The following is a 26,235-nucleotide window of genomic DNA, read 5'->3' on the forward strand; positions in this document are numbered from 1 at the left end:
CCGCAGGTCAGCGGTTGCCGTGCAGCGGCACGTCCTCGTCGGTGCGCACGGCTCCCTTGGCCACCGGCAGCCGCGTGCCGCTGACCTGCGCCAGCACGTCGGAGGTGATCTTCTCGGCGGTGAGTCCCGCGTCGGCGAGGATCTCGTCGCGCGTGGCGTGCTCGAGGAACTCCCCGGGCAGACCCAGCTCGTCCACGGCCGTGTCCACACCCGCCTCCCGCAGCACCTGGCGGACCCGGGTGCCGACGCCGCCGACGCGGATGCCGTCCTCGAGGGTGATGACCAGGCGGTGCCGTCCAGCGAGCTCGACCACCGCGGGCTGCACGGGCACCGCCCACCGCGGGTCGATCACCGTCGCGCCGACACCGGCGTCCGCGAGCCGCGATGCCACGTCGAGCGCGAGCGGTGCGAACGCGCCGATCGCAACGATGAGCACATCGTCCGTCCCGCCACGCGCGAGCACGTCGGTGCCGTCCGCCAGGCGTTCCAGCGCCCGGATCGCGTCGGGCACGTCGCCCTTCGGATACCGCAGCACCGTCGGCGCGTCGTCGACGGTCACTGCCTCGTCGAGAAGCTCGCGCAGCCGCTGCCCGTCGCGCGGTGCGGCGATGCGGATGCCGGGCACCAGCTGCAGCATCGCGAGATCCCAGACACCGTGGTGACTCGGACCGTCCGGACCGGTGACGCCGGCGCGATCGAGCACGAAGGTGACGCCGGCGCGGTGCAGGGCGACGTCCATCAGCACCTGGTCGAAGGCGCGGTTCATGAACGTGGCGTAGATGGCGACGACCGGGTGCAGCCCGCCGAAGGCGAGCCCGGCCGCGGAGGCGACGGCGTGCTGCTCGGCGATGCCGACGTCGTAGACGCGCTCGGGGTAGCGCTCCGCGAACGGCGCGAGCCCGGTGGGGCGCAGCATCGCCGCCGTCATCGCGATGACGCGCTCGTCGCGCTGGCCGGCCTGCACGAGTGCGTCCGCGAACACCGACGTCCAGGCGGTGCCCGAGGAGGACGACAGCGCACCGCCGGTCTTCGGGTCGATGCGTCCCACCGCGTGGAACTGGTCGGCCTCGTCATCGCGCGCGGGCTGATACCCGCGGCCCTTCTCGGTGATCGCGTGCACGATGACCGGGGCGCCGTAGTCCTTCGCCAGGCGCAGCGTCTCGAGCAGGGCCGGGATGTCGTGCCCGTCCACGGGGCCGAGGTACTTGATGTCGAGGTTGGAGTACAGCGCGACGTTGTTCGTGAAGCGGGCCAGGAAGCCGTGCGTGCCGCCGCGCACGCCGCGGAACACCGCGCGGCCCAGGGGGCCGAACGCGCGGAACAGCCGGTCGGAGCGGCGGTGCAGGTCACGGTAGGCGCCGGTGGTGCGCACCCGGTTGAGGTACCGCGACATGCCGCCGATCGTGGGCGCGTACGAGCGGCCGTTGTCGTTGACGACGATCACGAGATTGCGGTCGTTGTCGTCGCTGATGTTGTTCAGCGCCTCCCAGGTCATGCCGCCGGTGAGGGCGCCGTCGCCGACCACCGCGACGACATGGCGGTCGGCGCGTCCGGTCGCCGTCAGCGCCCGCGACACCCCGTCGGCCCAGCTGAGCGAGCTGGAGGCGTGCGAGGACTCCACGACATCGTGCGCGCTCTCGGCCCGCTGCGGGTAGCCCGCCAGGCCGCCGCGCGAGCGCAGCTGCGAGAAGTCCTGACGACCGGTGAGCAGCTTGTGCACATAGGACTGATGGCCGGTGTCGAAGATGAACGGGTCCTCGGGGGATGAGAACACCCGATGCAGCGCGATGGTCAGCTCGACCACGCCGAGATTCGGACCCAGGTGACCGCCGGTGCGAGCGACGTTCTCGACCAGGAAAGCGCGGATCTCGGCGGCGAGCTCGGTCAGCTCCGCCGGCGAGAGCGCGTCGAGGTCACGTGGACCGGTGATGCTCGGCAGGATCGGCATGAGCGCTCCTCCGCGACTCTACGTCCGCGCGACAGGATGGTCGCGCGCATCCCGCCATTCTAACGCGGGATGACGAAGGGGCTCGGATGCCACGGCATCCGAGCCCCTCCCTTCGCGGGTCAGACCAGCGAGCGCAGCACGTACTGCAGGATGCCGCCGTTGCGGTAGTAGTCCGCCTCACCGGGGGTGTCGATGCGCACCACCGCGTCGAACTCGATCGGCTCACGGCCCTCGGCCGAGAACTCGCTCGGCGTCGCGGTGACCTTGACCGTCTTCGGCGTGGTGCCCTCGTTGAGGGCGGTCAGACCCTCGATCGAGACGATCTCGGTGCCGTCCAGGCCCAGGCTCTCCCAGGTCTCGCCCGCCGGGAACTGCAGCGGGACCACGCCCATCCCGATGAGGTTCGAGCGGTGGATGCGCTCGAAGCTCTCGCAGATGACCGCCTTCACACCGAGCAGGTTCGTGCCCTTGGCCGCCCAGTCGCGCGACGAGCCGGAGCCGTACTCCTTGCCGCCGAAGATCACCAGCGGAATGTTCTGGTCCTGGTAGTTCTGCGAGGCGTCGTAGATGTACGCCTGCGGACCGCCGTCCTGGGTGAAGTCGCGCGTGAAGCCGCCCTCGATCTGCCTGCCGTCGTTGACGGCCTTGACGAGCGCGTTCTTCAGGCGGATGTTCGCGAACGTGCCGCGGATCATCACCTCGTGGTTGCCGCGACGCGAGCCGTACGAGTTGAAATCGCGCTGCTCGACGCCGTGCTCGGTGAGGTACTGCGCCGCGGGCGTGCCCGCCTTGATGTTGCCGGCCGGGGAGATGTGGTCGGTGGTGACCGAGTCGCCCAGGGTGGCCAGCACGCGCGCGCCGGTGATGTCGGTGACCGGGGCGGGCGTCAGCTCCATGCCGTCGAAGTACGGCGCCTTGCGCACGTACGTCGAGTTCTCGTCCCACTCGAAGATCGGCCCGGTGGGGGTCGGCAGGTTGCGCCAGCGCTCATCGCCGTCGAAGACCGTCTCGTACTGCTTGATGAACTGGTCGCGCGAGATCGAGCTGTCGATGATCTCCTGCACTTCCTCGGTCGCCGGCCAGATGTCCTTGAGGAACACGTCGTTGCCGTCGGCATCCTGTCCCAGCGCGTCGTTCTCGAAGTCGAAGTGCATCGAGCCGGCGAGGGCGTAGGCGACCACCAGCGGCGGGCTGGCGAGGTAGTTCATCTTCACGTCGGGGCTGATCCGGCCCTCGAAGTTGCGGTTGCCCGAGAGCACGGCGGTGACGGCCAGGTCGTTCTCGTTGATCGCGGTCGAGACCTCCTCGATCAGCGGACCGGAGTTGCCGATGCAGATCGTGCAGCCGTAGCCCACGGTGTAGAACCCGAGGCCCTCGAGGTCCTTGTCCAGGCCCGACTTCTCGTAGTAGTCCGTGACGACCTTCGAGCCGGGGCCGAGCGTGGTCTTCACCCACGGCTTCTGCTTGAGGCCTCGCTCGCGCGCCTTGCGGGCGAGCAGGCCGGCGGCGATCATCACCGACGGGTTCGAGGTGTTCGTGCACGAGGTGATCGCCGCGAGCGTGACGGCGCCGTTGTCGAGGATGTACTGCTGGCCGTCCGGGGTCGTCACCGGCACCGGGTTGGAGGCACCGTGGTCGCTGCCCGAGATCAGCATCGACTCGTTGTGCGCGCTCTCGTGCTGGTACGACACGCCCTCCTCCGAGACGTGCTCGCGCTCCACGCCGGGGGCGGTGCCCGGGTCGGACGCCGGGAAGGTGCCCTCCACCTCGACTGCGCCCTCGGAGGGCGAGGCGTAGTTGAGGATGTCTTTTTCGAACTGCTCCTTGGCCTCGGAGAGCAGGATGCGGTCCTGCGGGCGCTTCGGGCCGGCGATCGAGGGGACGACCGTCGACAGGTCGAGCTCCATGTACTCGGAGTACGAGGGCTCCTTGTCTGCGTCGTGCCACAGGCCCTGCGTCTTGGCGTACTGCTCGACGAGGTCGACCGCGTGCTCGTCGCGGCCCGTGAGGCGCAGATAGTCGAGGGTGACGTCGTCGATGGGGAACATCGCCGCGGTCGAGCCGAACTCCGGCGACATGTTGCCGATCGTGGCGCGGTTGGCGAGCGGGACGGATGCGACGCCGGCGCCGTAGAACTCGACGAACTTGCCCACCACGCCGTGCTGGCGCAGCAAGTCGGTGATCGTCAGCACCACGTCGGTGGCGGTCACGCCGGCGGGGATCTCGCCGGTCAGCTTGAAGCCGACCACGCGGGGGATGAGCATCGACACCGGCTGACCGAGCATGGCGGCCTCGGCCTCGATGCCGCCGACGCCCCAGCCGAGCACGCCCAGGCCGTTGACCATCGTGGTGTGCGAGTCCGTGCCGACGCAGGTGTCGGGGTACGCGCGCAGCACGCCGTCGACGTCCCGGTCGTAGATCACCTTGGCGAGGTGCTCGATGTTCACCTGGTGCACGATGCCGGTGCCCGGGGGGACGACCTTGAAGTCGTCGAACGCGGTCTGGCCCCAGCGCAGGAACTGGTACCGCTCACCGTTGCGCTGGTACTCGATCTCGACGTTGCGCTCGATCGCGTCGGGTCGGCCGAACAGGTCGGCGATGACGGAGTGGTCGATGACCATCTCGGCCGGTGAGAGCGGGTTGATCCGGTTCGGGTCGCCGCCCAGCGCGGTGACCGCCTCGCGCATGGTCGCGAGGTCGACGATGCAGGGCACGCCGGTGAAGTCCTGCATGACCACGCGCGCCGGTGTGAACTGGATCTCGGTGTCGGGGTCCGCCGACGGGTCCCACGAGCCGAGGGCCTCGATCTGCGCCTTGGTGACGTTCGCGCCGTCCTCGGTGCGCAGCTGGTTCTCGAGCAGCACCTTCAGCGAGAAGGGCAGCTTCTCGTGACCGGGCACCGCGTCGATGCGGAAGATCTCGTAGTCGGTGCTGCCGACCGTCAGGGTGCTCTTGGCACCGAAGCTGTTCACCGTGGACACGAATCCGTCTCCTTCTGATCGGATGGGAGCGACAGGCGCCTTCCATCTTGCTCGCCGAACGAGCGTCAGGGCTAGCAAGGCTGGCCTTACCGTCCGCGCCCTGTCAGCGGTGCTCGGCGAGAACCGCCATTTATCTTGATGTCAAGATAAATCTAGCAGATGGGCAGCGACCGCCGGGGCTCATCTCGCGCGTGGGTACAGTGCCCGCACGACCAGCCAGGTCACCGCCACCATCGGTGCGAACAGGGGCAGTCCCATGATCAGCTTGAGCGTGCCCAGCATGGTCACCTGATCGGTGAGGTAGAGCGGCAGCTGCACGGCGAGACGCAGCAGGAACAGCACGCCCCAGGCCAGACCGAGCCAGAAGAACGCCCGGCGCTTGCGCCGGTCGGCGCGCCACGCGGTACCCTCTCCCATCAGGTAGCCCACGGCCAGTCCGATGATCGACCAGCCCCCGAGCGCGGCGACCACCATCGCCGTGCCGTACACGGCGTTGGTGATCAGTCCGGGCACGAAGTTGTCGGCGCCGCGGCCGGTCCACAGTGCCAGCGCGGCCGCCGCCCCGGCGGCGACCAGACCGCCGACCGCGGCGGCCGGTGGCGACTTCTGCACGAGTCGCACGAGCGTGAACACCGCGGCGATGCCGACCGAGACGCCCAGCGAGAGCAGCAGCGGCTGCGGACGCACGGTGAACAGGACGACGAAGGCAAGACTCGGCAGCACGGATTCGAGCACACCGCGCCAGCCGCCCATCGCGCTCCACACGACGTGCTGGGTGCGCTCCCCCGGCTCGGCGCCGAGACCGGCGCGCCGGGCCGCTCCGCCCAGAGCCGCGCCGAGCACGTCGGCGGCCGAGGGCTCCTCCGCAGGACGCTCGCGCTGGTCGTCCTCGCGGGTCACGCCGAGCCCGGCGTGGAGGGCATCTTCAGCGGGATGAGGTCGCGCGGGGGCATCGGCGATCCGCCACGCACGACCACGATCGAGCGGAACAGGTCCTCGACCTGCTCAGCGGCAGACGGGTCGGATGCCGCATCGCCGCCGATCACTCCGCGCAGGAACCAGCGCGGTCCGTCGACGCCGACGAAGCGCGCCAGACGCATTCCGGAGCCCTCCACGGCCGAGGCGGGCACCTCCGCGAGCAGCTCCTTGCCGAGCGGACCCTCGCGCTCCTCGACGCGCCCGCCCTGCGTGCGGATCTGATCGCGCAGCTGCACGCGGGTCTCATCCCACAGCCCGCGCGACCGGGGCGCGGCGAACGGCTGCACCTGCAGCGACGAACCCGCGTAGTCGAGGCCGACCGCGACGATGCGCTTGGTCTGCTCCTCGACCTCCAGCCGCAGGTTGAGCCCTTCCCGGGGCAGCACCTTGATCCCGCCCAGGTCGATGTAGGGACGCACGGGGTTCGCCTCGCTGTCGTCGAAGGGCCCGGCCGTGGCACGGTCCTCGGGCGCGGACTTCAGCGTCGGCTCGATCTCTTCGGTCATTCGCTCTTTCCCTGGGTATAGCCGGTCGACCCGAATCCACCCTCGCCGCGCACGCTGTCGGGCAGCACGTCCACGGCTTCGAAGCGGGCCTGCACGACCGGCATCACGATCAGCTGCGCGATCCGGTCGCCGACCGCCACATCGTACGCCTCCCGGCTGTCGGTGTTCAGCAGGGTCACCTTGATCTCGCCCCGGTAGCCGGCGTCCACCGTGCCGGGAGCATTGACGACGGTGATGCCGTGCCGGGCGGCGAGGCCGCTGCGGGGCACGACGAACGCGGCGTACCCGTCCGGCAGCGCGATCCGCACGCCCGTCGCGATCAGCGCGCGCTGCCCCGGCTCCAGACGCACGGCCTCGGCGGCGACCAGGTCGGCGCCGGCGTCCCCGGGGTGGGCGTAGACCGGCGCGGTCGCGGCGATAATGGGAACGGCAACGGAATGAGTCACCCCATGAGGCTAATGCAGAACATTCGACCCGACGTGCGGGAGAGCTACCGCGAGCGGCTGAGCCCGGGGCTGTGGCTGCTGGTCACGATCGCCCTGGCCGGACCCATGGTCGCGCTCGTGCTCACACCGCTCGACGCGAACCTCGCGCTGGCGGTGGGGGCGGTCGTGTCGCTGCTGCTGGTCGCGCTCAGCATCGCGCTCTCGCCCACCGTGCGCGTCGCCGATGGCGTGCTGTACGCCGGCCGGGCGCGCATCGACGTGCGCTGGCTCGGCGAACCCGAGCACTTCACCGGCGAGCAGGCGCGCGTGCGGCGCACGCACGGCATCGCCCGCGACGGATGGAACCTGCTGCGCGGCGGTGTGGACGGCGTGGTCGTGGTGCCGCTCACCGACCCGGCCGACCCGGTGCACAGCTGGACGATCTCGTCACGCACGCCCGATCGACTGGCGGCCGCGATCCGCGCGGCGCGCATCGAGCTCGCCTGATCCGGGCCCACCGGCTGTGCCGGCAGGTGAACGCAGAACGCGCCCCGGGCCGAGAGGGCCGGGGCGCGTGCGTGGATCGTGCGGATGCGGTCAGGCGGCGCATTCCTTGCAGATGGGGCCGTCCGCGCCCTCGTGGTCGAGCTGAGAGCGGTGCTTCACGAGGAAGCAGCTCATGCAGGTGAACTCGTCCTGCTGCGCGGGCAGCACGACGACATCGAGCTCCATGTCGGAGAGGTCAGCGCCGGGGAGCTCGAAACCCGTGGGGTTGTCGGAGTCCTCGACGTCGCCGGCGCCGGTCTGGCTGCTCGGCACGCGCTCCTTGAGCGCCTCGATCGACTCGGAGTCGTCTTCGCTCTTGCGAGGGGCGTCGTAATCGGTGGCCATGCGGTGAATCTCCACTTCCGTGGTACGGGTGTCGGGGCGGGGGGATCCGATTTCGGGTGATCGGCGGGCCATAGTTTGCACCACTGCGACCCATTTCGCAAATGCCTGTCGGTCCGTCCGGGGAAACTCGCGGCACGCCCGGCGTATTCCCGCCCGGGCGCCCTCGCGCATGACAGCATGAACGCACATCCCATCAGAGGGGCATCGGTATGGAAAACGTCACCATCGTCGGAACGGAAGCGGGAGTCCTGGTCCTCGCGACCGAGTCCGGGCAGCGCTTCGCGCTGCCCATCGACGACGTCCTGCACCGGGAGGTGCGTCGCGCGACCCGCGAGACCGAGCCGGCGCCGACGCGTCTGGCCGCCAGCCCGCGTGACATCCAGGCGCAGATCCGCGCAGGACTCTCCGCGGCCGAGGTGGCCGCGCTGCTCGGCGTGAGCGAATCCGACGTGGCGCGCTTCGAGGGGCCGGTGCTCGCTGAGCGCGAGCACATCGTCAATCAGGCCCTCGCCGTGCCGGTGCTCATCGGCAGCGAGGTCGAGCCCGACGCCCAGCCCACCTTCGGCACCGCCGTGCGCGCGAAGCTCGCCGACCTCGCCGCCACCGACGAACGCTGGGCGAGCTGGAAGGACGAGCACGGCTGGACCGTGAAGCTCGAGTTCACCGCGAGCGAGGTCTCGCACGACGCCCGCTGGATCTTCGACCCGCGCCGCAGCACCCTCTCCCCCGTCAACGCCGACGCCACCCAGCTGTCGCGTCAGGGCTCGCTACCGGACGGTCTGATCCCGCGGCTGCGTGCCGTCGACGCGGAGCGCGTGTCGCCGTACAAGGACGACAGCCGCTTCGACTCCGGCGCCTTCGGCCCGCGCCTGCTGCCTCCGCAGGAGCACGCCGACGAGGCCCCGACCACCGAGCACTCCAGCGTCGCCGCACAGGACGCCGCCGCGCGCCGCGCACCGGAGGAGCACCGCACGAGCTCCGAGACCGCCGATCTGCTCGAGGCGCTGCGCCGCCGCCGTGGTCAGCGCGAATCGGCGCCGCTGATCGAGGAGGACGGCGAGGATCCCTCGCCGATCGCTCTGTTCGACGCGCTCGACGAGCGGGAGGAGCAGCCCGCACCGGCTCCGGCGCCCGACCCCGAGCCCGCCGAGCAGCCCAGCGGGCGCCGCAAGCGCCGCAACGCCATGCCGTCGTGGGACGAGATCGTGTTCGGGGCGCGCACCGACGAGTGAGCTGCCGAGCGCCGCTCGTCAGTGCGCGAACACGCCCAACCGGATGAAGGGCACCCGCCACTCCTCCGCGGTCAGCGCACCGTGCTGGCCGATCATGCCCCGTCCGCGCTGGTCCTCGGCCTCGGCGTCGTAGAGCGCGGTCGTTCCTCGCGCGATGACCAGCAGGTCGCCGATGCGCGCGCGCACCGCGTCCGCCACCGGCCCGAACAGGCCCGCATCGATCGCCTCGGCGCGGCTGACCACATCCGCATGCCCGTCGAGGTCGCGACGCCATCGGGCCAGCAGCGCGGCGTGGTCGGCATCCGGCTCGGCGTACACGTGCAGCATCCGCGGCTCGCCGCCGATGTGCCGGACGCCGTCGTGCCAGCCGTCCGCGGCCTCGAGCACGAGCTGGCGGTGGTGCGGCACATCCACCATCCCGTGATCGGCCGTCACCACGACACCCACCCCGTCCGGCACCCGCCGCGACAGCGCGGCGTCGACGTTCTCCAGCGCGCTGACCCACTGCGCGGAATCGATGCCGTGGCGGTGACCGGCCTTGTCGACCTCCGGCAGATAGCAGTACACCAGAGCGCCGTCGTGCGCGTCGGCGAGCTCCCAGGCCAGCTCCACGCGCTCGGCAGCGGTGGCCGCGGAGCGGAAATCGGCCCCGCGCAGCGTCGCCCGCGAGAAGCCGCTGCCCGCGTGCTCGGCGATGCCGACCGCGAAGGCGGCATCCCCGAGAGCGGCCGCCTGCTCGAACACCGTCGGCGCGGTCTGCCAGTCCAGCGGGTCGATCCCGTCCGACTCCCAGCCGCTGAGCACGTTCGCCAGCACGTCGCGGCGCGGATCGCGCACGCGGTAGCCCACGAGCCCGTGCGCACCGGGGGCCACGCCGGTCAGCATGCTGGTCAGCGCCGCAGCCGTGGTGGTGGGGAACACCGAGCCGGCGACGTCCTTCTTCGCCATCGCCGCGGCGAGGGTGCGTGCGTGCCCGGCGTGGCCGCGCAGCGCAAGCGCCCCCAGACCGTCGACGACGACGAGCACGGCCGAGCGGGCGGTCGGCAGTTCGACAGCGCCGCCACGCAGGGCGCCCAGCAGCTGCGCCGCCACCCCGGTGATGTTCCGAGTGGAGTCGAGGCCGGTCGGTAGGATGAGAGGCATCCGGGTCAGTCTCGCACAGGTGGCCCGACGCACCGCGCCCGAGCGCTGTCGCGAGTCCCGCCCGAGCGACCAGCAGGAAGTCCATGCCAAAGCCCTCGTCATCCGAGCCCGTCCAGGAGCGCATCCAGGACATCGATCTGTCTCAGGAGATGCAGGGCTCGTTCCTCGAGTACGCGTATTCGGTCATCTACTCGCGCGCCCTCCCCGACGCGCGCGACGGGCTCAAGCCCGTGCAGCGCCGCATCCTCTACCAGATGGCGGAGATGGGCCTGCGACCGGATCGCGGTCACGTCAAGAGCGCCCGCGTGGTCGGCGAGGTGATGGGCAAGCTGCATCCGCACGGCGATTCCGCGATCTACGACGCCCTGGTGCGCCTCGCGCAGGACTTCGCGCTGCGGGTGCCGCTGGTCGACGGGCACGGCAACTTCGGCTCGCTCGATGACGGCCCCGCCGCGTCGCGCTACACCGAGGCGCGTCTGGCGGCATCCGCCCTGGCCATGACCGAGAGCCTCGACGAGGACGTCGTGGACTTCGTTCCCAACTACGACGGGCAGTTCCAGCAGCCGGCGGTGCTCTCGGCGGCGTTCCCCAACCTGCTCGTCAACGGCGCCAGCGGCATCGCGGTCGGCATGGCGACGAACATGGCGCCGCACAACCTCATCGAGGTGGTCGCGGCGGCGACGCATCTGCTCGAGAATCCGGATGCCACCACCGCCGAGCTGATGGAGTTCGTGCCCGGTCCGGACTTCCCCTCCGGCGGCATCCTGATGGGCCTGGACGGCGTCACGGAGGCGTACGAGAGCGGGCGCGGGGCGTTCAAGCTTCGCGCGAAGACGTGCATCGAGCCGCTCGGGCCGCGCAAGACCGGCATCGTCGTCACCGAGCTGCCGTATCAGGTCGGCCCCGAGCGCGTCATCGAGAAGGTCAAGGACGCCGTCGGCGCGAAGAAGCTGCAGGGCATCAGCGATGTGCAGGACCTGACCGATCGCAAGAACGGCCTGCGGCTGGTCTTCACGGTCAAGACCGGCTTCGACCCCGCTGCCGTGCTCGAGCAGCTGTTCCGTTTCACGCCGCTGGAGGACTCGTTCTCGATCAACAACGTGGCGCTCGTCGACGGCCAGCCGCGCACCCTCGGCCTCAAGGAGCTGCTGCGGGTGTACCTGCAGCACCGCATCGACGTCGTCACCCGGCGCAGCCGCTACCGCCTGGCGCGACGCAACGAGCGTCTGCACCTGGTGCGCGGACTTCTCGTCGCGATCCTCGACATCGACGAGGTCATCCAGGTCATCCGCTCCTCCGACGACTCGGAGACCGCACGCGCGCGGCTGCAGCAGGTGTTCGACCTCGACGAGGTGCAGGCCGAGTACATCCTCGAGCTGCGCCTGCGCCGGCTGACGAAGTTCTCGCGCCTCGAGCTCGAGACCGAGCGCGACAAGCTGCTGGCCGAGATCGCCGAACTCGAGACGCTGCTGGCCGAGCCGGGCCTGGTGCGCGCGCAGGTCGCGCGCGAGCTCGACGCCGTCGCCGAGCAGTTCGGCACGCACCGGCGCACCCTGCTGCTCAACGCCGCTCCCCCGAAGACGCGCAGCACGAAATCCGCCGCCGAGCTGCAGATCGCGGATGCGCCCACGACGCTGCTGCTGTCCACGACCGGGCGCGCCGTGCGCGTAGACCTGGAACCGGGCGCGGTGATCGTCACACCCGCGCGTCGCAGCAAGCACGACGCCATCCAGGCGCGGATCGAGACCACGACGCGCAGCGAGATCGGCGCTGTCACCAGCGCCGGCCGCGTGCTGCGCTTCACCCCCGTGGACATCCCCGCCGTCCCGGCCTCCTCGGTCGGACTGGGCGCGGGCGTGCGCATCTCCGACTACCTCGGGCTCACCGACCGCACAGAACGCGTCCTGGCGCTCATCCGCTTCGACGATGACACCCCGCTCGCGCTCGGCACGAAGGACGGCATCGTCAAGCGCGTGGTGCCCTCGACGCTGGCGGCGCGAGCGGAGCTGGACATCATCGGCCTGAAGCCGAAGGACCGCGTCGTGGGGGCAGCCCCCGCGCCGGACGGCGCCGCGCTGGTGTTCGTCACCTCCGACGCGCAGCTGCTGCACTTCCCCGCCGCGAGCGTGCGCCCTCAGGGGGCACCGGCCGGCGGCATGGCCGGCATGAAGGTGAGCGCCGCTGCAGAGGTGATCTCGTTCACGGTCGTCTCCTCCCCCGATGAGGCGGTCGCGGTCACGGTCTCCGGCTCGGATGCCGTGCTGCCCGGAGCGGATGCCGGACGCGCGAAGGTCTCGGCGTTCGCCGAGTTCCCCGCCAAGGGCCGGGCCACCGGAGGCGTGCGCGCGCACGCCTTCCTCAAGGGCGAGAACCGCCTGACGCTGGCCTGGGTGGGCGCCGATCCGCGCCCGGTCGCCGCCGACGGCGCCGTGCGCGCCCTGCCCGCGACAGGAGCCAAGCGCGACGGGTCGGGCCAGCCGCTGGACGCCGCGATCGACTCGATCGGCACGGCGATCGGCTGACCCTTCGACATGCTCAGGGAGCCAATTCGACGAGCTCAGGGAGCCACTTCCAAGGGCTCAGGCCTCCGACAAGCTCAGGAGCCGGGTCAGGCGTCGATCGCCTCGCGGCTGAGCCGGTCGCTGGAGGTCATGATGAACTCGCGGCGCGGAGCGACCTCGCTGCCCATCAGCAGCTCGAAGGTGCGCACCGCGGCATCCGCCGACTCGGCGTCCTCGATCGTCACCCGCCGCAGCAGCCGGCCGGACTTCTCCATGGTCGTGTTAGCCAGCTGATCGGCATCCATCTCACCCAGGCCCTTGTACCGCTGGATGGGGTCCTGCCAGCGCTTGCCGGCCTTCTGCAGCTTCGCGAGCAGCGCGTGCAGCTCGCCCTCGGAGTATGTGTAGATCGTCTCGTTGGGCTTCGAGCCGGGGTTCATCACGATCACCCGGTGCAGCGGCGGCACGGCCGAGAACACCCGTCCGGCCTCGACCAGGGGGCGCATGTAGCGGAAGAAGAGGGTGAGCAGCAGGGTGCGGATGTGCGCACCGTCGACGTCGGCGTCGCTCATCAGGATCACCTTGCCGTAGCGCGCGCCGCTGAGATCGAAGGAGCGGCCGGAGCCGGCGCCGATGGTGGTGATGATCGCCGCGCACTCCGCGTTGCCGAGCATGTCGCTGACCGACGCCTTCTGCACGTTGAGGATCTTGCCGCGGATGGGCAGCAGCGCCTGGAACTCGCTGTTGCGCGCATGACGTGCGGTACCCAGCGCGGAGTCGCCCTCCACGATGAACAGCTCGCTCTGCTCGAAGTCCTTCGATCGGCAGTCGACGAGCTTCGCGGGCAGCGACGACGACTCGAGCGCGGTCTTGCGCCGCTGCGTCTCCTTGTGCGCGCGCGCCGAGACGCGGGCCTTCATCTCCGAGACGATCTTGTCGAGCAGCATCGACGCCTGGTTCTTGTCGTCGCGCTTCGTCGAGGCGAACCGCTCGGCGAGCTGCTTGCGCACCACCTGCGCGACGATCGTGCGCACCGCAGGAGTGCCGAGCACCTCCTTGGTCTGCCCCTCGAACTGCGGCTCGGGCACGGTGACCGTCAGCACGCCGGTGAGTCCGGCCAGCACGTCGTCCTTCTCGAGCTTGTCGTTGCCGACCTTCAGCCGGCGCGCGTTCTGCTCGACCTGGCCGCGCAGCGTCTTCAGCAGCTCCTGCTCGAAACCCTGCTGGTGCGTGCCGCCCTTGGGGGTGGCGATGATGTTCACGAACGAGCGGACGGTGGTGTCGTAGCCGGTGCCCCAGCGCAGCGCGATGTCGACCTCGCACTCGCGCTGCACCTCGGTGGCCTTCATGTGCCCGTCCGGCTGCAGCACGGGCACGGTCTCGGTGAACGAGCCGCTGCCTTGGATGCGCCAGGTGTCGGTGACGGGCGGGTCAGCGGCGAGGAAGTCCACGAACTCCGAGATGCCGCCCTCGTAGCGATACGAGGTCTCGACCGGACCGGCGTCCTCCTCGGCGGTAGGGCGCTGATCGCGCACCACGATCTCGAGCCCCGGCACGAGGAAGGCCGTCTGCCGCGCGCGCGTCTCCAGCTCGCCGAGCTGGAACGCGGCGTCCTTGGTGAAGATCTGCCGGTCGGCCCAGTAGCGCACGCGGGTGCCGGTGACGCCCTTGGCGACCTTGCCGATCACGCGCAGCTCGCTGCGCTGCTCGAACGGGGTGAACGGGGCATCCGGTCGGGGCGCGCCGTCGTCGTCGAAGTTCCCCGGCTCGCCGCGGTGGAACGACATCGCGTACGTCTTCCCGCCGCGGTCGACCTCCACGTCCAGTCGCTCCGAGAGCGCGTTGACGACCGAGGCGCCGACGCCGTGCAGACCGCCGGATGCCGCATACGAGCCCCCGCCGAACTTCCCGCCCGCGTGCAGCTTCGTGTAGACGACCTCGACACCGGTCAGGCCGGTGCGCGGCTCCACATCGACGGGCACACCGCGGCCGCGGTCGGCGACCTCGACGCTGCCGTCGTCGTGCAGGGTGATGTCGATCTTCGTGCCGTTGCCGGCGACCGCCTCGTCCACGGCATTGTCGATGATCTCCCAGAGGCAGTGCATGAGGCCAGGGGAGCCGTTCGAGCCGATGTACATGCCGGGTCGCTTGCGCACGGCCTCGAGCCCCTCGAGGACCTGCAGATGATGGGCGGAGTACTCGGCAGTCACAGTCATCCATCCTATTTCCGCGAGTGCCGGACCCGACGCCGACACTCCCCGCTCGTGGGGCCCGCCCGGCCCCGCGTACGCGCACAGCGAAACACGCCGCGATCCGGGCATGCATCCCAGCGTGCCGTGGTTGTATTGAGCACGATCTCAAAGGGATCCGACCGCTGAGGAGGCACCGAGATGAACGCCACGACAGAGCGCGAGACCGACGAGTACCGCCTCACCGCAATGGACCGCTGCGACTCCTGCGGAGCGCAGGCCTACATCGCCGCCGAGGTCAACGGCACCGAGATGCTGTTCTGCGCGCACCACGGACGCAAGTACGAGGAGAAGCTGCGCGCCGTCGCCACCTCGTGGCACGACGAGACCGCGCGTCTCATCGAGGCCTGACGCCCCTCAATCGCACACGACCCGCCGTACGGCGGGCGTGAGCCGGGTGATGATCTCCTCGCCGACGGTGTCTATCCGCTCGGCGAGGGAGGTCGCATCCGACTCCCCGTCCCCGCCCGGACCGAACACGGTGACCCGCTGGCCCTCAGCCGCACCGTCCCACGCCGCCACGAGCATGTCGGCGCCGGCGATGGACAGGATGCGCCGGCGACCGCCCGGCGTGCCGACCCCCGCGCCGGCGAGGATCGAGGGCAGGCCATGGAAGGCGCCGATCCCCACGCGCACGCCCCCCTCGTCCACCGAAAGCACTTCCGCGCTCAGCCGCCCGATCAGGGTGAGCCCGTCGAGCGCGGGGCCGTCGGCCGAGCGGATGCCGTAGCAGAACGCGCCGATGCGGCTGAGCGAGCCGCGCAGCTCGGGTCGCCACCAGGCCGCCGCCGACGCGGTGAGGTGCAGCACCTCGGGCGACCCGCCGGCTGCCCGCAGCTGGGCCACCGCGTCGAGGAACACCCGCTGCGCCGCGTCGTCCTCGGTGTCGCTGGCCTCCGCGAGGTGGCTCCACACCCCGACCACCTGAAGGGCGCCCTGTCGCTCCGCCTCGAGCGCCTCCTGCACGGCATCCGGCCACTGCTCGGGGCGGAATCCGTTGCGGTGCAGACCGGTGTCGATCTTCAGGTGCACGCGTGCGGTCCTGCCCATGCGGGCGGCCGTCGTGATCACGTCGCGCAGATAGGCGCGTGAGCCGATGCCCAGGTCGATGCCCGCCGACAGCGCGGCCTCGATCTCGGCAGTGCCCGACGTCGCCCAGGCGTACACGCGTCGGTCGGTGAGCGCGCGGATGCGCAGGGCCGTCGCGATGTCGTAACCGCCGAACCACGCCACGCCGGCCTGCGCGGCCTGGGGCACCGCCCACTCGACGCCGAAGCCGTACGCGTCGTCCTTCATCACCAGGAGCAGTTCGGACGGCGCGATGCGCTCACGCACCGCTGCGATGTTCCGGCCGAACGCGGAGCGCGAGATCTCCAGCACAGGATCGGTCATGAGACCCACTCCTGGCGACCGTGCCGGCCGATGACGACAGCCATCTCGAGCGCGGTGAGGCCGGTGACCCCCGCCCAGCCCGCGAGGGCGGTGCGCGCGGCGCCCTCGCCGCCGAAGTAGGTGACGGGCGCACCGGCATCCACGTCGGTCCCCTCGAGGTCGATGACGCAGACGTCCATCGCGATCCTTCCCACGATCGGCAGCATCCGCTGCCCGAGCTGCACCCGCACCCGGTTGCCCAGCGCGCGCAGGATCCCCTGCGCATAGCCGCCGGTGACCAGCGCGACCCGCGTGTCCGCACTCGCGCGGTGCGTGTACCCGTACGAGACGGCCTCCCCCGCGCGAAGGACCTTCGTCGAGAGCACCCGGCCCTGCAGGCTCATCACGGGGTCCGTCGCGGGCGCCGGGTCCGCATCCGAGGGGATGCCGAACAGCATCGCCGGGTCGACGTCACCCGCGCCATTGCTGCGCGCGCCGATCCCCTCGGCGGTCAGCGCAGCCGCCTGGCGGTGATCGTCGACGACGACCTCGCGGACCCCCGCCTCGGCGAGGATCCGCGCGCACGCCAGCGCGCCGTGGCCGTACCCGTCATGACGCAGATCGACGCGTGCGCCGCGAACCGGCAGCGCTTCGGTCGCACGCAGGAGCGCACCGCGCGAGAGGAGCACGCGCGGCGCCGCACCACTGGACAGCAGGTCGTCGTTCTGCATGGGCCTCCTCCGCGCCGCCAGTCCCGATCAGAGCTGGATCGTCTTGAAGCCCTTGTCGTGGATGACGCGCTCGATCGCCTCGCGGGCACCGCGCGCGTACTCGTCGAATTCCTCGGCACGCGCCGCGGGCACGGCCTGGCCGCGCCGGTCCGCGACGGCGGACACCAGCACATCGGCCAGCGCAGGGTTCAGCGGCAGGACGGGGCCCTGCACGTTGCCGGCGATGGCGTTGCGGTGCCGCACGAGCTCTCCACGGCCCGCCCCGCGGGCATAGCTGCCGCGCCCGGCGATGACCGTTCCGTAAGCGTCTGCAGGATCGTCGAGCGTCCACTCCGACGCGTGATCCTCGAAGCCCACGACCCTGGCATCCGGGGTGTCCACGGTGATGTAGCCGACGCGGCGGTCACGGGTGCGCGCGACACGGTACGGCAGGATCCCGACCCCGGCGACCCTGTCGCCGTCGGTCAGCTCGATGCGCGCACCGAGCAGCTCCGCCGACCCGCCCACGGCGAACAGCGCTGCGCCGTCGTCCACGAGGGCGCGCAGCGCGTCAGCGCGGGAGAGGAAATCGGCGTGCACGCCGCGCAGTGCGGAGAGCGGTCCGTTGCCGACGATGACGATGTCGGCGTCGTCGGGGGTCGCCTCGCCCGGCGCCACGCGCGTCGTGCGGTGCTCGACCCCGCGGGCGGTGAGACGCTGCTCGACGGCGCGCACGTTGCCGCGATCGCCGGTGATGCCGAGCTCGGCCGGGTACAGCTGGACGATGTGGACCGTGTTCATCGGCGCGCCACCTCCTGGTCGCCGTAGCCGAGGATGCGGCGGCCGATCATCATGAGCTCGTAGTTCACGAACCAGGTCTGACGCCCCGCCGTGGTCTGGGGGAACGAGCGCATGATCTGCACCGCCTTCTCCATGTCCGGTTCGACCGTGCCGATCTCGACCCCGGCATAGGCCAGCGCGAGGGCCAGCTGGTGCGCCTTCTCACCGGTGACGACGTCGACGCGGGGCAGCGCAGCGAAGTCCACGTCGTAGAGCCATGAGACGTCGGGGGTGCCCTCGTCGATGGCGATGAGGGCGCGCTCGGGCGTGTCGTCCAGCGCGTCGAGATTCATCTGGATGCTCGGGCCGTTCTTGAACATCACGAACTCGACCTGCTCGCCGTTCGGATCGCGGCGCAGCGGGATCACCTCGCCGCGGCCGTAGGCCGGGGCCATGCTGGCGAACCCGGTGGCCGCGCGGGCGGTGTCGAAGCGGTCGCCGAGCACGCCGGATGCCACAGCAAGGGCGGCGGCCGCATCGGCGGCGTAGTGCAGGCCGCGGGCGGGCAGCGTGATGCGGGCGTCCGCCGCGCCGACCGCGATGACGACGTCACGTCCGGACACCGCGCGCACCTCGGCGAACGCGTCGCGCTCGAGGATGCCGGCGGTGCCGCTGCGCGTGTCGACCGCGTTGGCCAGGCCGTGCGCGGATGCCGCGACGATCTCGGGAGCCACGCCGAAGAAGGTGACCGGAGCGCGCATCTCGTCCACGTCGATCTTCGACAGATACGGGTCGTCGCGGTTGATCACGACGTGCGCGGACGCGCGTCGGGAGGCATCCAGCATCATGTCCGCGACACGCTCGGTCTCGTAGAAGCGGTACAGCTGGTCGACCTGCACGTTCAGCGACAGGATCACCGACGGCGAGAGCCGGTCGGCGAGGTCGGCGGCGAAGCCCTCGTCGATCTCGAGCACCGCGACGTCAGCGCGGATGCGTCCGGTGAGTGTGGCATCCGCCAGCAGCGCGCTGGTCACGCCCTGCGGCAGGTTCGCGCCGGTCGGGTTGGTGAAAACCTTCAGCCCGTGCGCACGCAGCACCTCGCTGATCATGTGCGTCGTGGTCGTCTTGCCGTTCGAGCCCAGCACGAAGACGACGCCGTACGGGAACTGGTCGGCCAGGGTGGGCAGCAGCGTGGGCGCCAGCCGGTTCGTCAGATAGCCCGGGAACGCGGACCCTCCCCCGCGCAGACGGGTCGCGAAGCGCGCGAGCTTGCCCGCCAGCACGGGGAAGACGTACCGCAGGCCTGCTGAGCGCGCCTGGGGTGCGTTGGACATCATTCGAGGTAGTCCCGCAGCGACTGCGACCGGCTCGGGTGGCGCAGCTTGGCCATGGTCTTCGACTCGATCTGCCGGATGCGCTCGCGCGTCACCCCGAACGTGTCGCCGATCTGGTCGAGCGTCTTGGGCTGGCCGTCGCCGAGTCCGAAGCGCATGCGGATCACGCCGGCCTCGCGCTCGGACAGCGAGTCCAGCAGCTGCTCGAGCTGGCGCTGCAGCATGGTGAAGCCGACCGCATCGGCAGGCACGACCGCCTCGGTGTCCTCGATCAGGTCACCGAACTCGCTGTCGCCGTCCTCGCCCAGCGGGGTGTGCAGCGAGATCGGCTCACGGCCGTACTTCTGCACCTCGACGACCTTCTCGGGCGTCATGTCGAGCTCGCGCGAGAGCTCCTCGGGCGTGGGCTCGCGGCCCAGATCCTGCAGCATCTGACGCTGCACGCGGGCCAGCTTGTTGATGACCTCGACCATGTGCACCGGGATGCGGATGGTGCGCGCCTGGTCGGCCATCGCGCGGGTGATGGCCTGGCGGATCCACCAGGTGGCGTAGGTCGAGAACTTGAAGCCCTTGGTGTAATCGAACTTCTCGACCGCGCGGATGAGACCGAGGTTGCCCTCCTGGATGAGGTCCAGGAACTGCATGCCGCGACCGGTGTACCGCTTCGCGAGCGAGACGACCAGGCGCAGGTTGGCGCCGAGCAGGTGGCTCTTCGCGCGCTGACCGTCGCGGGCGACCCACTGCAGGTCGAGCCCCAGCTGACTGGACTTCTCGGCGGCCGACATGGCCGACAGCTTCTCCTCGGCGAACAGACCGGCCTCGATCCGCATCGCCAGCTCGACCTCTTCGGCCGCGTTCAGCAGCGCGACCTTTCCGATCTGCTTCAGGTAGTCCTTGACCGGATCCGCGGTCGCGCCGGTGATCTGCGTGGAGTAGACGGGGACGTCGTCCTCGTCCTTGGAGGTCAGCACGATCGCGCCGGTCGGCAGCGGCTCGGTGAAGACGGGCTTCTTGTCGCCCTCCTCCTCCTCGGCGTCCTCGACATCGACGGGCTCGTCGTGAGCCTCGGGTTCGTCGTCCTTCTTCTTCGCCCGGCGGGCGGGCGCGGCCTTGGTGCCGGCGGCGGCCTTCTTCGCCGGCGCCTTCTTGGCCGGAGCCTTCTTGGCGGCGGCCTTCTTCGCCGGCGCGTCGGCGATCTCGGCCGCATCGACCTCGGGCGCCTCGGCCGCGGCGGCGGTGCTCGTCTTCGTCGTCGTCCGGGGGTTCTTGCTCGTGGCAGGAGTCACGTTTCGCCTTTCACGGAGCGGTGCGCACGCTCCGAGCCATTTCGGACACTAGTAAGACCCTTGTCAAGGGCATCCGCGTGGAATGACTGTTGACAACGGGTCGAACCTCCATTATCACACACACCAGCGCAAGGATCGCCCTTTCCGACACGCGGACGCCGTCAGCGCTGCTTGTCGTCGTCGCCGGGGCGGCGTGTCGCGAGGTACCGCTCCAGCTCCGCGGCGAGTTCGTCGGCGCTGGGCAGATCGCGCTCGTTGATGCCGCCGTCGTCGCCGTCCTCGTCGCGCCCGGCCATGTAGGCGTCGTAGCGCTGCTCGAGACTGTGCAGCATCTGCAGCAGCTCCTCGCTGCCCTGCACCTGCTCGGCGACCCGCGCATGGAAGTCCTCACCGCGCGCGTGCACCTCGTCCATCCGCAGCACCAGGCCCGTGCCGGCCATGAGCTTGTCCGCGGCGGCGATGACCGTGTCGGGGTAATCGGTGTCGGCGAGGTAGTGCGGCACGAGCAGCACGAAGCCGGCGACCCGCGCGTCATGCTCGATGAGGCGGTACTCGAGCAGATGCGCGGCCGTCGCCGGCACCTGCGTGCGCGGGCGCCAGACCGAGTGCACGGCGGTGAGATCGCGGCGGTTGCCGCTGACGGTGACGCCGAGCGGGCGGGTGTGCGGCACCGGCATGGCGATCGAGTGCACCCAGGTGACTGTCGACACCTGGAACGCGTCGACGAGGTCCACGATCGCGCGTGAGAACGCATTCCACGCGAAGTCGGGCTCGTAACCGGAGAGCAGCAGGAACTGCTGTCCGAGCGCGTCGTGCGCGACCGCGAGCTCGAGGTGCGGTGGCCGGTACTCGGTGAGGTGGTCCTGATCGAAGAGCATGATCGGCCGACGCGCGCGGTAGTCCAGCAGGAGGTCGTCGTCGAAGGTCATGAGCGCCCGCGGTTCGGTCGTCGCCTGAAGGTGCTCGATCAGTCCGGCCACCGCGCTGCCCGCGTCGGTGAAGCCGGTCAGCAGGATGACCAGCGGCAGGCCGGTCGGCACGTCCGGCGCACCGGGAACCGACTCGTAGAGGTCTGCGGGAGAGGGCATGTCTCCATGCTACGAGGCCCACCTGCGCCAGGGGTGCCCGGCTCGGCGCTCACAGCGAACACCGCCTCCATAGGATGGAAGGTATGACGCTTCCCGTGATCTCCCACACGACCGATCCGTTCCCCGGAGGCACCGCAGACGCCGCAGTGCTCGTCATCCCCGATCCCTCCACCGACGCACTCGCCGGTTTCGAGGGTCTTGCCGACACCCTGGCAGGCATCGGGTACAAGGGAACACCCTCCGCCTTCACCCGCGTGCACGTGCCGACAGTGACGTCGCTGCCGCTCGCCGTGGTCAGCGCCGGACCTCGTCCGGACGCCGCCGCTGTCCGTGACGCCGTCGCCACCGGTGTGCGCAGCCTGACCGGCTTCAGCACGCTCGCCATCGGCTTCGCCGGCGACCTCGACCGGTTCGCGGATGCCGCGGCCGAGGGGGCGCTTCTGGGCGGCTACCGCTTCGACGACTACCGCTCCGAGAAGAAGCCCGCTCGTGCGGACGCCCTCGTGCTGCACGCCGAGCTGTCGGAGGATGCGCTGCGCGGCGCGCGCGCCGTGGCGGAGGCCATGGCGCTGGTGAAGGACCTCGTGACGACACCCGCCGAGTGGCAGAGCCCGGCGCAGCTGGCGGACGAGGCGGTCAAGGCCGTGTCGGAGCTGCCCATCGACGTGCAGGTGCTCGACGAGAAGCAGCTCGAGGAGCAGGGCTACGGCGGCATCATCGGAGTGGGGCGCGGCTCAGACCGCCCGCCGCGCCTGGTGCGCCTGGACTACGCACCGGCGGACGCCGTCCGCCACATCGCGCTGGTCGGCAAGGGGATCACCTTCGACACCGGCGGGCTCTCCCTGAAGCCCGCGAGCGGCATGGTCGGGATGAAGTTCGACATGGCGGGAGCGGCGACCGTGCTCGCCACCATCCGCGCGATCGCCGCCCTGCAGCTGCCGGTGCGGGTCAGTGCGTGGATGTGCATCGCCGACAACATGCCGTCTGGCCGCGCCACCCGTCCCGGGGACGTGCTGCGCATGCTCGACGGTCAGACGGTCGAGGTGCTGAACACCGACGCCGAGGGACGACTGGTCATGGCCGACGGTCTCGTCGCGGCGAGCCGTGAGAACCCGGACGTCATCATCGATGTCGCGACCCTCACGGGGGCGATCATCGTCGCGCTGGGCATGCGGCACACCGGCGTGATGGGCCAGGACGAGGCCGTCGCGGAGTATCTCGCGGCCGCCGGCGAAGTCGGCGAGGACGCGTGGCCGCTGCCCCTGCCGGAGTTCATGGAGGAGAGCCTGGAGTCCCCCATCGCCGACATGGTCAACGCGAACATGTCGGATCGCTCCGGCGGGTCGCTGTTCGCGGGTCTGTTCCTGCAGCGCTTCGTCGGCCGGGTGTCGGATGCCGAAGACGCTCCGCGCATCCCGTGGGTGCACCTCGACATCGCCGGCTCTGGCGAGCACAAGGGCGCGCCGTACGGTTTCACCGAGAAGGGCCCGACCGGCGCCACCGTGCGCTCGCTGATCGCGTTCGCCCGCGCCTGCACCGCCGCGTCGGGTGAGGAGTCCTGATGGCTACCCACGAGTTCGACGTGGTGGTGCTCGGCGGCGGCAGCGGCGGCTACGCCGCCGCGCTGCGCGCCGCGGAGCTGGGCCGGAAGGTCGCGCTGATCGAGAAGGACAAGGTCGGCGGCACCTGCCTGCACCGCGGCTGCATCCCCACCAAGGCGCTGCTGCACTCGGCAGAGGTCGCCGATCACGTGCGCTCGGCCGCCTCGGTGGGCGTCTCCGCCCAGCTGGAGCGCATCGACCCGGCGGGCGTACGCGCCTACCGCGAGGGCATCGTGGCGAAGAAGTTCAAAGGCCTCGAGGGCCTGATCAAGGCGCGTGGCATCACCACGATCGCCGGCGAGGGGCACCTCGAGGCGGACCGCTCGGTGCGCGTCGGCGACGACCGCTACGTCGGCGCCGACGTCGTGCTGGCCACCGGCTCGTACAGCCGCTCGCTGCCGGGTCTGGAGATCGGCGGTCGCATCCTCACCAGCGAGCAGGCTCTCGCCCTGGACGAGGTCCCCTCTCGAGTGGTGATCCTCGGCGGCGGCGTGATCGGCGTGGAGTTCGCGAGCGTCTGGCGCTCATTCGGCGTCGACGTCACGATCATCGAGGCACTGCCCCACCTGGTGCCCAACGAGGACATCACGCTGAGCAAGGGCCTCGAACGCGCCTTCCGCCGTCGCGGCATCGCCTATTCCCTCGGCACGCGTTTCGAGAAGGCGGAGCAGGATGACAGCGAGGTGACGGTCACGCTGGAGGACGGCAAGACCTTCACCGCCGACTACCTGCTCGTCGCGGTCGGACGCGGTCCGGCCACCCAGGGGCTGGGGCTGGAGGAGGCCGGTGTGCGCCTCGAGCGCGGATTCGTGCAGGTCGACGAGCAGCTGCGCACCGGAGTGCCCGGAGTGTGGGCTGTCGGCGACATCGTCTTCGGCCTGCAGCTCGCGCACCGCGGATTCCTGCAGGGCATCGCCGTCGCCGAGCGGATCGCGGGAATGGATGTGCCCGCCGTCCCGGAGGCGCAGATCCCGCGGGTGACCTACTGCAGCCCCGAGGTGGCGTCGGTCGGCATCACCGAGGAGGCCGCCGTCACGCAGCACGGTGCGGACGCGGTGGTGTCGTACGAGTACAACCTCGCCGGCAACGGCAAGAGCGAGATCATCGGCACCGGCGGGATGGTCAAGGTCGTCCGCCGCAAGGACGGTCCCGTCCTCGGCGTGCACCTGCTCGGCGATCGGGTCGGAGAGCTGATCACCGAGGGACAGCTCGCTGTGGCGTGGGAGGCGCACCCCGAGGACATCGCGCCGCTCGTGCACGCCCACCCCACGCAGAGCGAAGCGCTCGGGGAGGCTTTCCTCGCACTCGCCGGAAAACCACTGCACGCACTGTAGGAACGCACCAACATTCGAGCACCCCCGGTTCACTAAGCTTGGGGCATCACAAATTCTGAAGGAGACTCGTCATGAGCACAGCCGTGGTCCTTCCCGCACTCGGGGAGAGCGTCACCGAGGGTACGGTCACTCGCTGGCTGAAGCAGGTCGGCGACACCGTGCAGGCCGATGAGGGCCTGCTGGAGATCTCGACCGACAAGGTGGACACCGAGATCCCCTCCCCCGTGAGCGGCGTCATCGAGGAGATCCTCGTCGCCGAGGATGAGACCGTCGAGGTGGGCGCGCTCCTCGCGCGCATCGGCGACGGAAGCAACGCCGGCGGCGGCGATTCGCAGCCCTCCGACCAGGCTCCCGCCGAGCAGCCTCAGTCGTCCGACGCGCAGAGCAGCGACGCGGCCACCGCGCAGTCGCCGGCGTCCCCGCCCGAGAACGAGGTCGAGGCAGAGCAGGCGGCCGACCAGTCCGGCGCTGCGGCCCCGGCCGCAGCGAGCGACGCGACCGACGTGGTGCTGCCCGAGCTGGGTGAGAGCGTCACCGAGGGCACCGTCACCCGCTGGCTGAAGCAGGTCGGCGATGACGTCGCGGTCGACGAGGCCCTGCTGGAGATCTCCACCGACAAGGTGGACACCGAGATCCCGTCGCCGGTCGCCGGCACGCTGCAGGAGATCCTCGCGGGAGAGGACGAGACGGTCGAGGTGGGCGCTGTGCTCGCCCGCATCGGCTCGGGCGCACCCGCAGCGCAGGAGGCTCCGGCACAGCAGCAGGCACCCGCCCAGCAGCAGGCTCCGGCTCAGCAGCAGCAGGCTCCGGCTCAGCAGCAGCAGGCTCCGGCACCGCAGCAGCAGCAGACTCCCGCCCCGCAGCAGCAGGCACCGGCCCAGCAGCAGGCGCCGGCCCAGCAGCAGGCACCGGCCCAGCAGCAGGCACCGGCACAGCAGCAGGCACCGGCACAGGACGAGAGCGAGTCGGACTCGCTCTACGTGACGCCGCTCGTGCGTCGTCTGGCCGGCCAGCAGGGCATCGACCTGTCGACGGTCAAGGGCACCGGCGTCGGTGGACGCATCCGCAAGGAGGACGTGCTCAAGGCCGCCGAGTCGAAGTCGCAGGCTCCGGCCGCGGCCGCCCCGGCCCCGACAGCCGCGCCCCTGGAGGTGTCGCCGCTGCGTGGCACCACCCAGAAGATGTCGCGTCTGCGCAAGGTCGTCGCGGAGCGCGCGGTGGCGTCGATGCAGCAGACCGCGCAGCTGACGACGTTCGTCGAGGTGGATGTCACCAAGCTGGCGGCCTTCCGCTCGGCGAAGAAGGACGAGTTCAACCAGAAGACCGGCGCGAAGCTCTCGTTCCTGCCGTTCTTCACGCTCGCCGCTGCAGAGGCGCTGCAGGCCTTCCCGATCATCAACTCGACCGTGGATGGCGACTCGATCGTCTACCCGGCGTCGGAGAACATCTCCATCGCCGTGGACACCGAGCGCGGCCTGCTCACGCCGGTCGTGCGCGACGCGGGGACGAAGAACATCGCCCAGCTCGCGCAGGAGATCGCCGATCTCGCCGCACGCACCCGCGACAACAAGCTCAAGCCCGACGAGCTGGCCGGCGGCACGTTCACGGTGACCAACACCGGTTCACGCGGCGCGCTGTTCGACACCCCCCTGGTGTTCCTGCCGCAGTCGGCGATCCTGGGCACCGGCGTGGTGTTCAAGCGGCCCGGGGTCGTGACGGTCGACGGTGTGGATGCCATCGCCGTGCGCTCGTACGTGTACCTCGCGATCTCGTACGACCACCGCACGATCGACGGTGCGGATGCCGCCCGCTTCCTCGGCGCGATCAAGGCCCGCCTGGAGGCTGCCGAGTTCGGCGCGAACCTGGGGATCTGAGCA

The 26,235-nt window shown here is 70.6% G+C and carries 21 protein-coding genes; 7 read left to right on the forward strand and 14 right to left on the reverse strand.

Annotated elements, in window-relative coordinates; genetic code table 11:
* Nucleotides 1–7 precede the first annotated feature (7 nt).
* From dxs to dut, 5 genes are all read right to left on the reverse strand, one after another.
* Entirely contained in the window at nucleotides 8–1,948 is a 1,941-nt protein-coding gene (gene dxs / locus WFG93_RS06935; protein WP_336645576.1) for a 1-deoxy-D-xylulose-5-phosphate synthase, read from the reverse strand.
* A 119-nt stretch (nucleotides 1,949–2,067) separates the two neighbouring features.
* Nucleotides 2,068–4,929 carry an aconitate hydratase gene (locus WFG93_RS06940; protein WP_336645577.1) on the reverse strand — a complete coding sequence of 954 codons (2,862 nt, stop codon included), beginning with the start codon at nucleotides 4,927–4,929 and terminating at the stop codon, nucleotides 2,068–2,070.
* Nucleotides 4,930–5,109: 180 nt separating this feature from the next.
* A complete protein-coding gene (locus WFG93_RS06945) occupies nucleotides 5,110–5,829 on the reverse strand; it encodes a DUF3159 domain-containing protein (RefSeq protein WP_336645578.1) in 720 nt (239 codons plus the stop codon).
* Complete coding sequence (locus tag WFG93_RS06950) at nucleotides 5,826–6,413, reverse strand: DUF3710 domain-containing protein (RefSeq protein ID WP_336645579.1); 588 nt, start codon at nucleotides 6,411–6,413, stop codon at nucleotides 5,826–5,828. The genes WFG93_RS06945 and WFG93_RS06950 overlap by 4 nt, the downstream gene beginning before the upstream one ends.
* Nucleotides 6,410–6,859 (reverse strand): dUTP diphosphatase, encoded by a 450-nt coding sequence (gene dut, locus WFG93_RS06955; protein WP_336645580.1) that lies wholly within the window; start codon nucleotides 6,857–6,859, stop codon nucleotides 6,410–6,412. Before dut ends, WFG93_RS06950 begins: the two co-directional genes overlap by 4 nt.
* A gap of 3 nt (nucleotides 6,860–6,862) precedes the next feature.
* On the opposite strand from dut, the gene WFG93_RS06960 reads away from it, so the two are divergent.
* Nucleotides 6,863–7,345 (forward strand): DUF3093 family protein, encoded by a 483-nt coding sequence (locus WFG93_RS06960; protein ID WP_336645581.1) that lies wholly within the window; start codon nucleotides 6,863–6,865, stop codon nucleotides 7,343–7,345.
* Between the two features lie 90 nt (nucleotides 7,346–7,435).
* On the opposite strand, the gene WFG93_RS06965 is transcribed toward WFG93_RS06960, so the two are convergent.
* On the reverse strand, nucleotides 7,436–7,729 hold the full coding sequence (locus tag WFG93_RS06965) for a DUF4193 domain-containing protein (protein ID WP_336645582.1): 294 nt from the start codon (nucleotides 7,727–7,729) through the stop codon (nucleotides 7,436–7,438).
* A 209-nt stretch (nucleotides 7,730–7,938) separates the two neighbouring features.
* On the opposite strand from WFG93_RS06965, the gene sepH reads away from it, so the two are divergent.
* The gene (sepH, locus tag WFG93_RS06970; protein WP_336645583.1) at nucleotides 7,939–8,961 is read left to right on the forward strand and encodes a septation protein SepH; all 1,023 of its coding nucleotides are present in this window, start codon (nucleotides 7,939–7,941) and stop codon (nucleotides 8,959–8,961) included.
* 18 nt (nucleotides 8,962–8,979) lie between these two features.
* Here sepH and WFG93_RS06975 read toward each other — a convergent pair whose 3' ends face one another.
* Complete coding sequence (locus WFG93_RS06975) at nucleotides 8,980–10,104, reverse strand: alkaline phosphatase family protein (RefSeq protein ID WP_336645584.1); 1,125 nt, start codon at nucleotides 10,102–10,104, stop codon at nucleotides 8,980–8,982.
* A gap of 83 nt (nucleotides 10,105–10,187) precedes the next feature.
* Between WFG93_RS06975 and WFG93_RS06980 the strand changes: the two genes are divergently transcribed.
* Nucleotides 10,188–12,626 carry a DNA gyrase/topoisomerase IV subunit A gene (locus WFG93_RS06980; protein WP_336645585.1) on the forward strand — a complete coding sequence of 813 codons (2,439 nt, stop codon included), beginning with the start codon at nucleotides 10,188–10,190 and terminating at the stop codon, nucleotides 12,624–12,626.
* An 86-nt stretch (nucleotides 12,627–12,712) separates the two neighbouring features.
* On the opposite strand, the gene WFG93_RS06985 is transcribed toward WFG93_RS06980, so the two are convergent.
* Nucleotides 12,713–14,821: a DNA gyrase/topoisomerase IV subunit B gene (locus WFG93_RS06985; protein WP_336645586.1), complete on the reverse strand. Its 2,109-nt coding sequence runs from the start codon at nucleotides 14,819–14,821 to the stop codon at nucleotides 12,713–12,715.
* A gap of 174 nt (nucleotides 14,822–14,995) precedes the next feature.
* Here WFG93_RS06985 and WFG93_RS06990 point away from each other — a divergent pair, with 174 nt between their 5' ends.
* Nucleotides 14,996–15,205, forward strand: coding sequence for a DUF7455 domain-containing protein (locus WFG93_RS06990; protein WP_336645587.1), 210 nt, complete (start codon nucleotides 14,996–14,998; stop codon nucleotides 15,203–15,205).
* 6 nt (nucleotides 15,206–15,211) lie between these two features.
* Here the strand turns inward: WFG93_RS06990 and WFG93_RS06995 are convergent, their stop codons facing one another.
* The 6 genes from WFG93_RS06995 to WFG93_RS07020 all read right to left on the reverse strand — a co-directional run bounded on the left by WFG93_RS06995 (nucleotide 15,212) and on the right by WFG93_RS07020 (nucleotide 21,423).
* Nucleotides 15,212–16,246: an alanine racemase gene (locus WFG93_RS06995; protein ID WP_336645588.1), complete on the reverse strand. Its 1,035-nt coding sequence runs from the start codon at nucleotides 16,244–16,246 to the stop codon at nucleotides 15,212–15,214.
* Complete coding sequence (locus WFG93_RS07000; RefSeq protein WP_336645589.1) at nucleotides 16,243–16,956, reverse strand: alanine racemase C-terminal domain-containing protein; 714 nt, start codon at nucleotides 16,954–16,956, stop codon at nucleotides 16,243–16,245. The genes WFG93_RS06995 and WFG93_RS07000 overlap by 4 nt, the downstream gene beginning before the upstream one ends.
* A 27-nt stretch (nucleotides 16,957–16,983) precedes the next feature.
* Nucleotides 16,984–17,736, reverse strand: coding sequence for a glutamine amidotransferase (locus WFG93_RS07005; protein WP_336645590.1), 753 nt, complete (start codon nucleotides 17,734–17,736; stop codon nucleotides 16,984–16,986).
* Nucleotides 17,733–19,049 carry a MurT ligase domain-containing protein gene (locus WFG93_RS07010; RefSeq protein WP_336645591.1) on the reverse strand — a complete coding sequence of 439 codons (1,317 nt, stop codon included), beginning with the start codon at nucleotides 19,047–19,049 and terminating at the stop codon, nucleotides 17,733–17,735. Before WFG93_RS07010 ends, WFG93_RS07005 begins: the two co-directional genes overlap by 4 nt.
* Nucleotides 19,049–20,335, reverse strand: a complete 1,287-nt coding sequence (locus WFG93_RS07015; protein ID WP_336645592.1) for an RNA polymerase sigma factor — start codon at nucleotides 20,333–20,335, stop codon at nucleotides 19,049–19,051. Before WFG93_RS07015 ends, WFG93_RS07010 begins: the two co-directional genes overlap by 1 nt.
* A 161-nt stretch (nucleotides 20,336–20,496) precedes the next feature.
* Nucleotides 20,497–21,423: a proteasome assembly chaperone family protein gene (locus tag WFG93_RS07020; RefSeq protein ID WP_336645593.1), complete on the reverse strand. Its 927-nt coding sequence runs from the start codon at nucleotides 21,421–21,423 to the stop codon at nucleotides 20,497–20,499.
* A gap of 83 nt (nucleotides 21,424–21,506) precedes the next feature.
* Here WFG93_RS07020 and WFG93_RS07025 point away from each other — a divergent pair, with 83 nt between their 5' ends.
* The 3 genes from WFG93_RS07025 (at nucleotide 21,507) to sucB (ending at nucleotide 26,232) form a co-directional block, all read left to right on the forward strand.
* Nucleotides 21,507–22,985: a leucyl aminopeptidase gene (locus WFG93_RS07025; RefSeq protein ID WP_336645594.1), complete on the forward strand. Its 1,479-nt coding sequence runs from the start codon at nucleotides 21,507–21,509 to the stop codon at nucleotides 22,983–22,985.
* A complete protein-coding gene (gene lpdA, locus WFG93_RS07030; RefSeq protein ID WP_336645595.1) occupies nucleotides 22,985–24,358 on the forward strand; it encodes a dihydrolipoyl dehydrogenase in 1,374 nt (457 codons plus the stop codon). Before WFG93_RS07025 ends, lpdA begins: the two co-directional genes overlap by 1 nt.
* Before the next feature lie 71 nt (nucleotides 24,359–24,429).
* Complete coding sequence (sucB, locus tag WFG93_RS07035) at nucleotides 24,430–26,232, forward strand: 2-oxoglutarate dehydrogenase, E2 component, dihydrolipoamide succinyltransferase (protein ID WP_336645596.1); 1,803 nt, start codon at nucleotides 24,430–24,432, stop codon at nucleotides 26,230–26,232.
* Nucleotides 26,233–26,235: the final 3 nt, after the last annotated feature.

Source organism: Microbacterium sp. USHLN186, from assembly GCF_037145155.1.
GTDB lineage: Bacteria > Actinomycetota > Actinomycetes > Actinomycetales > Microbacteriaceae > Microbacterium.

Excerpts from the sequence above, each read along its gene's own strand:
- dxs (WP_336645576.1), bottom strand. The coding sequence starts at position 1,948 with ATGCCGATCCTGCCGAGCATCACCGGTCCACGTGACCTCGACGCGCTC.
- WFG93_RS06950 (WP_336645579.1), bottom strand. The coding sequence starts at position 6,413 with ATGACCGAAGAGATCGAGCCGACGCTGAAGTCCGCGCCCGAGGACCGT.
- WFG93_RS06960 (WP_336645581.1), top strand. The coding sequence starts at position 6,863 with ATGAGGCTAATGCAGAACATTCGACCCGACGTGCGGGAGAGCTACCGC.
- WFG93_RS06965 (WP_336645582.1), bottom strand. The coding sequence starts at position 7,729 with ATGGCCACCGATTACGACGCCCCTCGCAAGAGCGAAGACGACTCCGAG.
- sepH (WP_336645583.1), top strand. The coding sequence starts at position 7,939 with ATGGAAAACGTCACCATCGTCGGAACGGAAGCGGGAGTCCTGGTCCTC.
- WFG93_RS06975 (WP_336645584.1), bottom strand. The coding sequence starts at position 10,104 with ATGCCTCTCATCCTACCGACCGGCCTCGACTCCACTCGGAACATCACC.
- WFG93_RS06980 (WP_336645585.1), top strand. The coding sequence starts at position 10,188 with ATGCCAAAGCCCTCGTCATCCGAGCCCGTCCAGGAGCGCATCCAGGAC.
- WFG93_RS06985 (WP_336645586.1), bottom strand. The coding sequence starts at position 14,821 with ATGACTGTGACTGCCGAGTACTCCGCCCATCATCTGCAGGTCCTCGAG.
- WFG93_RS06990 (WP_336645587.1), top strand. The coding sequence starts at position 14,996 with ATGAACGCCACGACAGAGCGCGAGACCGACGAGTACCGCCTCACCGCA.
- WFG93_RS06995 (WP_336645588.1), bottom strand. The coding sequence starts at position 16,246 with ATGACCGATCCTGTGCTGGAGATCTCGCGCTCCGCGTTCGGCCGGAAC.
- WFG93_RS07000 (WP_336645589.1), bottom strand. The coding sequence starts at position 16,956 with ATGCAGAACGACGACCTGCTGTCCAGTGGTGCGGCGCCGCGCGTGCTC.
- WFG93_RS07005 (WP_336645590.1), bottom strand. The coding sequence starts at position 17,736 with ATGAACACGGTCCACATCGTCCAGCTGTACCCGGCCGAGCTCGGCATC.
- WFG93_RS07010 (WP_336645591.1), bottom strand. The coding sequence starts at position 19,049 with ATGTCCAACGCACCCCAGGCGCGCTCAGCAGGCCTGCGGTACGTCTTC.
- WFG93_RS07020 (WP_336645593.1), bottom strand. The coding sequence starts at position 21,423 with ATGCCCTCTCCCGCAGACCTCTACGAGTCGGTTCCCGGTGCGCCGGAC.
- WFG93_RS07025 (WP_336645594.1), top strand. The coding sequence starts at position 21,507 with ATGACGCTTCCCGTGATCTCCCACACGACCGATCCGTTCCCCGGAGGC.
- lpdA (WP_336645595.1), top strand. The coding sequence starts at position 22,985 with ATGGCTACCCACGAGTTCGACGTGGTGGTGCTCGGCGGCGGCAGCGGC.
- sucB (WP_336645596.1), top strand. The coding sequence starts at position 24,430 with ATGAGCACAGCCGTGGTCCTTCCCGCACTCGGGGAGAGCGTCACCGAG.